Here is a 4,554-nt window from a genome sequence, read left to right on the forward strand (position 1 = left end):
GCCCGCACCGCGCCCAACGGCACCGTGCCCGCCGCCGCACCGGCCGGTCATGCGGACACCGCGCTCAACGGCACCGCGCCCGCTTCGGCTGGTGCCGTGCCGGTCGGTTCGGTCGCGCCCGCTGAGGCCGCTGCCGTTTCGGTCGGCTCGGTCGCGTCCGCCGGTGCCGCTCCGCTCGCCTCGGCTGCGCCTGCCGAAGCCGGGGGCAGTGCCGGTTCCGTCGTGCCCGTTGGTCCGAGTGGCGCGCCGGCTCCGGCGGTCATCTCGCCGTTGGTGAGGCGGCTGGCGCGGGAGAACGGACTCTCGCTCGACCGGGTGACCGGGACCGGGCCGGGCGGTGTCATCCGGCGTGCGGACGTGGAACGGGAACTGGCCGCGCTCGCCGCCCCGACTGCTGCGCCGACTGCGGCCCCAACCGCCGCCCCGACCGCTGTGCCGACCCCCGCACCGTCCGCCGAGCCCGCGGCCGGGCGGCGCATCCCGTTGCGAGGGCTGCGGGGTGCGGTGGCGGAGAAGTTGGCCACCTCGCGTCGCGAGATCCCCGAGGCGACCGTGTGGGTGGACGTCGACGCGACGGAGTTCCTGGCCGCACGGGCCGCCCTGCCGTCGGTGTCGCTGCTCGCGCTGCTGGCCCGGTTCACCGTGCTGGGGCTGAAGAAGTTCCCCGAGCTGAACTCGCGGGTCGAGGGCGACGAGATCGTGGTGCTCGACCAGGTGAACCTCGGGTTCGCCGCGCAGACCGACCGCGGCCTCGTCGTGCCGGTGGTGCGCGACGCGCAGTCGTTGACCACGGCCGAGCTGGCGTCCGCGATCGCCGCGCACACGGCGTCGGCCCGCGAGGGCAGGTTGTCGCCCGCCGCGCTGACCGGCGGCACGTTCACGGTCAACAACTACGGCGTGTTCGGTGTGGACGGCTCGGCCGCGATCATCAACCACCCGGAGGCGGCGATCCTGGGCATCGGCCGCATCATCGACCGGCCGTGGGCCGTGGACGGGCAGCTCGCCGTGCGCAAGGTCGCGCAGCTGACCCTGGCCTTCGACCACCGGGTGTGCGACGGCGGCACGGCGGGCGGGTTCCTGCGGTTCGTCGCCGACTGCGTCGAGTCTCCGATCAAGGCCCTGGCCGATCTATAGATTGGCCGGGTGACCTTCGACGGCGGGATGCGGCGGTGGCGGGAGTACCAGCGGACACCGTGGGGACGGTTGCGCTACTCGCAGGCCGAGGCCAACCTGGCCCGCCACCTGCCGCCCGCGCCGGCGAAGGTGCTCGACCTGGCCGGCGGTGACGGTGCGGACGCGCTCCGACCGGCCCGGCGCGGCCACGACGTGACGGTGGTCGACCGGTCCGCCGAGATGCCGGCCGAGGCGGAGCGCGCGTTCGCCGCCGAAGACCTGCCGGTGCGGCTGGTGGAGGCCGACCTGACGCGGCTGCCCGCCTTGCCGGGCGGGTACGACGTGGTGCCGGCGCACAACGTCGTCCAGTACCTGGCCGACCCGGCCGACGTCCTGCGCACGGCCGTGTCGCTCGCCGTGCCGGGCGGCGTGGTGTCGGTGATCGCGATCAACCGCAGCTCCGAGCCGTTGCAGCAGGCGACCCTGGCACTCGACCCGGCCGGCGCGCCGGCCGCCCTCGACACCGACCAGGCGCGCACGCGGACGTTCGACACGACCCTCACCCTGTTCACGGCCGACCAGGTCGTCGGGTGGCTCGACGGGTGCGAGGTGGTCGGCCACTACGGCATCTGCGCCGTCACCGGCTACATCGCCGACAACTCCCGCAAGCACGACCCGGAGTTCTTCGCCGACCTCGAACGCCTGGAGCCGGCCTTGGCCGACCGCATGCCGTACCCGCTGATCGCCCGCTTCTTCCACCTGGTCGGCCGCCGATGACCCGCGTCGGCTGGGACGAGGAGTCCTACCTGGAGCTGGTGCGCCGGGCGTGCTTCGTCTGCGAGCTGCTGGCCGGCAACCCCGACTACCCGCACCACGTGGCCCACCGCGACGAGCGCGCCGTGGTGTTCCTCAGCAAGTTCCCGTTCATGTGGGGGCACCTGCTGGTCGCGCCCGTCGAGCACCGCGAACACGTCATCGGCGACTTCCCGCCGGCCGACTACCTCGCGTTGCAGCGGGTCCTCCACGCCGCCGGCACCGCGCTGACCGCCGTCGTCCCCACCGAGCGCCTGTACGTGCTGAGCCTCGGCAGCCAGCAGGGCAACCGGCACGCGCACTGGCACCTGGCGCCCCTGCCTCCCGGCGTGCCGTACGAGGAGCAGCAGTTCGCCGCGTTCTCGGCCGAGCGGGGGCCCTACCGGTTCCCCGACCGGGACCTCGCCGGGCTGGCCGCGGAACTCGGACGACGGCTGCGCGCGATCCTCGTAGATTGACCGGTGTGACGAAGCCCGACTACCCCATTCGGACCGCACGCCTCACCCTGCGCCCGTTCACCCCCGACGACCACGCCGCGCTGCACTCGTGGCAGTCGCGGCCGGACGTCGTGCGGCACCTCTACGGCGGGCCCAGGAGCCCCGAGGAGACGACCGAGAGCCTGGCGCTGAAGGCGTCCGTGACGTGGCCGGAGAAGGAGGGCGACCACCTCGCACTGGCCGTGGAGAAGGACGGCGTGGTGATCGGCGAGGCGGTGCTGAAGTGGCTCAGCGAGGAGCACCGGCAGGGCGAGGTGGGCTACATCTTCCACCCCGACCACCACGGCAACGGCTACGCCACCGAAGCCGCCGCCGCCATGCTGGACCTCGGCTTCACCCACCTCGGCCTGCACCGGATCGTGGCGTCGTGCGACGCGTTCAACGAGCCGTCGTGGCGGGTGATGGAGCGCCTCGGCATGCGCCGCGAGGCACACTTCCGGCACAACGAGTTCTTCAAGGGAGCGTGGGGCGAGGCGCTGATCTACGCGATTCTGGAGGACGAGTGGCGCCGGATGGCCGACGCTCGGTGAGGCCGCGCGGTGGATGATGTCCCGATGCGGAGGTTCACGGAGGACAACGGCGCGTACGAGCGCTGGTTGGCGGACAACCAGGACCAGTACGTCGTCAACGCGGAACGGAGCCTGAACCCGAACAACCTCTTCCTGCACCGCGCCTCCTGCGCCACGATCAACGGGACACCGAGCCGCGGTGTCAGGTGGATCGGCAGCTACGTGAAGTTCGGCGGCACCCGCGCGGAACTGGAAACCGAACACCCGACCGCCCGCGCCTGCGGGCGGTGCCTATGACCGCATACCCCCGGCGCGTGGCGGGGCATGCCCGACGCACGTCGAACCGGTTGGTCCGGTAGGTACGTCGCGGGTGGCACCCCGGTCGGCGCGACGCGCGGCCACCCGGCCTCGCCGAGGCTCACAGCCGACGGGGAGGCGGTCAGTCCCTCGGACCGACGACGGCGGTGAGGTTGCCGTCGTCCCCGGCGACGCACGACGCCTCCCGCGCCGTCGTGGTCAGGAACTCCGTCATGCACCGGCCGAACTGCTCGTACCCGCGCGCGTTGGGGTGGAACGACTCCTGCAGCGCGTGCCGGGCCCGCGCCTCGTCGCGCAACCCGTCGAAGTCGACGGTGAGCCGGGTGAACCACTCCTCCTCCGGCTTCTTGCCGCCCATGCACGCCTCGCGCCCGTCACCCGCCCGCGACAGGTCGAGGAACCGCGCCTCCACGGACTTCGCCGCCTTGCGCAAGCCCTCCGACAGCTGGTCGACCGCCTCCTCGCGCACCCACTCCAGGTCACCCGTCCGCAGCGGGCAGCCGGCGAGGTTCTGCAGGTCGAACGGCAGGCCGGGGGCGACCGGGGCGGCGTACGACTGGAGCACCAGCGTGTACGAGCGGGGCGTGTAGCCCTCGTCCTGCAACACCCGGCGCACGTCGCGCAACGCCCGCTCCACCTTGGGCGTCATCCGCTCCACGCGGGCCTTCCACTCGTCCGCCATCGCCTTGGCGCAGTCGGTGCGGCGCTCGATCCACGCCCGCAGGCACGCGCCGAGCACGTCGGCGAACCTCGGGTCGTCGTTCGCGCCGACCGCGACCACGACCACCGACACCCGGTACTCGCGCGCGATCGCGGCCAGCTGCCTGGCCTGCGAGCCCTCCGTGTTGCGCACCTGGTCGGTGATGCCGACCTGCTCCGAGTTCGCGCCCGAGCAGGCCAGGTTGAACACCTCGTCGACGCCGTCGACCCGTGTCTTGTGGACGGACGCCTTCAGCGACCGGTGGCACCAGTTGCCGTTCTCGCCGTCCGTGCCGGGCTCGTACGTGCCCGCGCCCTCACCGGCCATCGTGCTGTCGCCCAACGCCACGAGGGCGCGCGGCGCGTCGCGTTTCGGACCGGGCAACGAGGGGTACGGCGAGTCGCTGACCACCAGCAGGAGGGCAAGCAGCGGGAACACCAGGGCGACGGCCACGAATCGACGCAACATCGCCGCCTAGTCTACGGAGAGCCGCCCGCCGGCGAGCACCACGGTGCGGTCGGCCGCGCGGTGCACCTGATCGTGGTGCGTGGCGACCAGCACGGCCGCGCCCTCGTCGGCGGCCCGCCGCAGGACCCGCACGGCC

General features: G+C 73.1%; 6 protein-coding genes. 5 read left to right on the forward strand and 1 reads right to left on the reverse strand.

Features of this window, described 5'->3' with window-relative positions; genetic code table 11:
- The 5 genes from ACFQ3T_RS34495 to ACFQ3T_RS34515 all read left to right on the forward strand — a co-directional run.
- A partial coding sequence (locus tag ACFQ3T_RS34495) for a dihydrolipoamide acetyltransferase family protein (RefSeq protein ID WP_380729987.1) occupies window positions 1-1,134 on the forward strand: 1,134 nt, incomplete at its 5' end.
- A gap of 9 nt (window positions 1,135-1,143) precedes the next feature.
- Window positions 1,144-1,890 carry a class I SAM-dependent methyltransferase gene (locus ACFQ3T_RS34500; protein WP_380729989.1) on the forward strand — a complete coding sequence of 249 codons (747 nt, stop codon included), beginning with the start codon at window positions 1,144-1,146 and terminating at the stop codon, window positions 1,888-1,890.
- Window positions 1,887-2,384 carry an HIT family protein gene (locus ACFQ3T_RS34505; RefSeq protein WP_380729991.1) on the forward strand — a complete coding sequence of 166 codons (498 nt, stop codon included), beginning with the start codon at window positions 1,887-1,889 and terminating at the stop codon, window positions 2,382-2,384. Before ACFQ3T_RS34500 ends, ACFQ3T_RS34505 begins: the two co-directional genes overlap by 4 nt.
- Window positions 2,385-2,389: 5 nt before the next feature.
- Entirely contained in the window at window positions 2,390-2,953 is a 564-nt protein-coding gene (locus ACFQ3T_RS34510) for a GNAT family N-acetyltransferase (RefSeq protein ID WP_380729993.1), read from the forward strand.
- A gap of 24 nt (window positions 2,954-2,977) precedes the next feature.
- Window positions 2,978-3,229, forward strand: coding sequence for a hypothetical protein (locus ACFQ3T_RS34515; protein ID WP_380729995.1), 252 nt, complete (start codon window positions 2,978-2,980; stop codon window positions 3,227-3,229).
- Between the two features lie 142 nt (window positions 3,230-3,371).
- On the opposite strand, the gene ACFQ3T_RS34520 is transcribed toward ACFQ3T_RS34515, so the two are convergent.
- Entirely contained in the window at window positions 3,372-4,418 is a 1,047-nt protein-coding gene (locus ACFQ3T_RS34520; protein WP_380729997.1) for a GDSL-type esterase/lipase family protein, read from the reverse strand.
- Window positions 4,419-4,554: the final 136 nt, after the last annotated feature.

It is taken from the genome of Saccharothrix hoggarensis (assembly GCF_042678885.1).
Taxonomy (GTDB): Bacteria; Actinomycetota; Actinomycetes; order Mycobacteriales; family Pseudonocardiaceae; genus Actinosynnema; species Actinosynnema hoggarensis.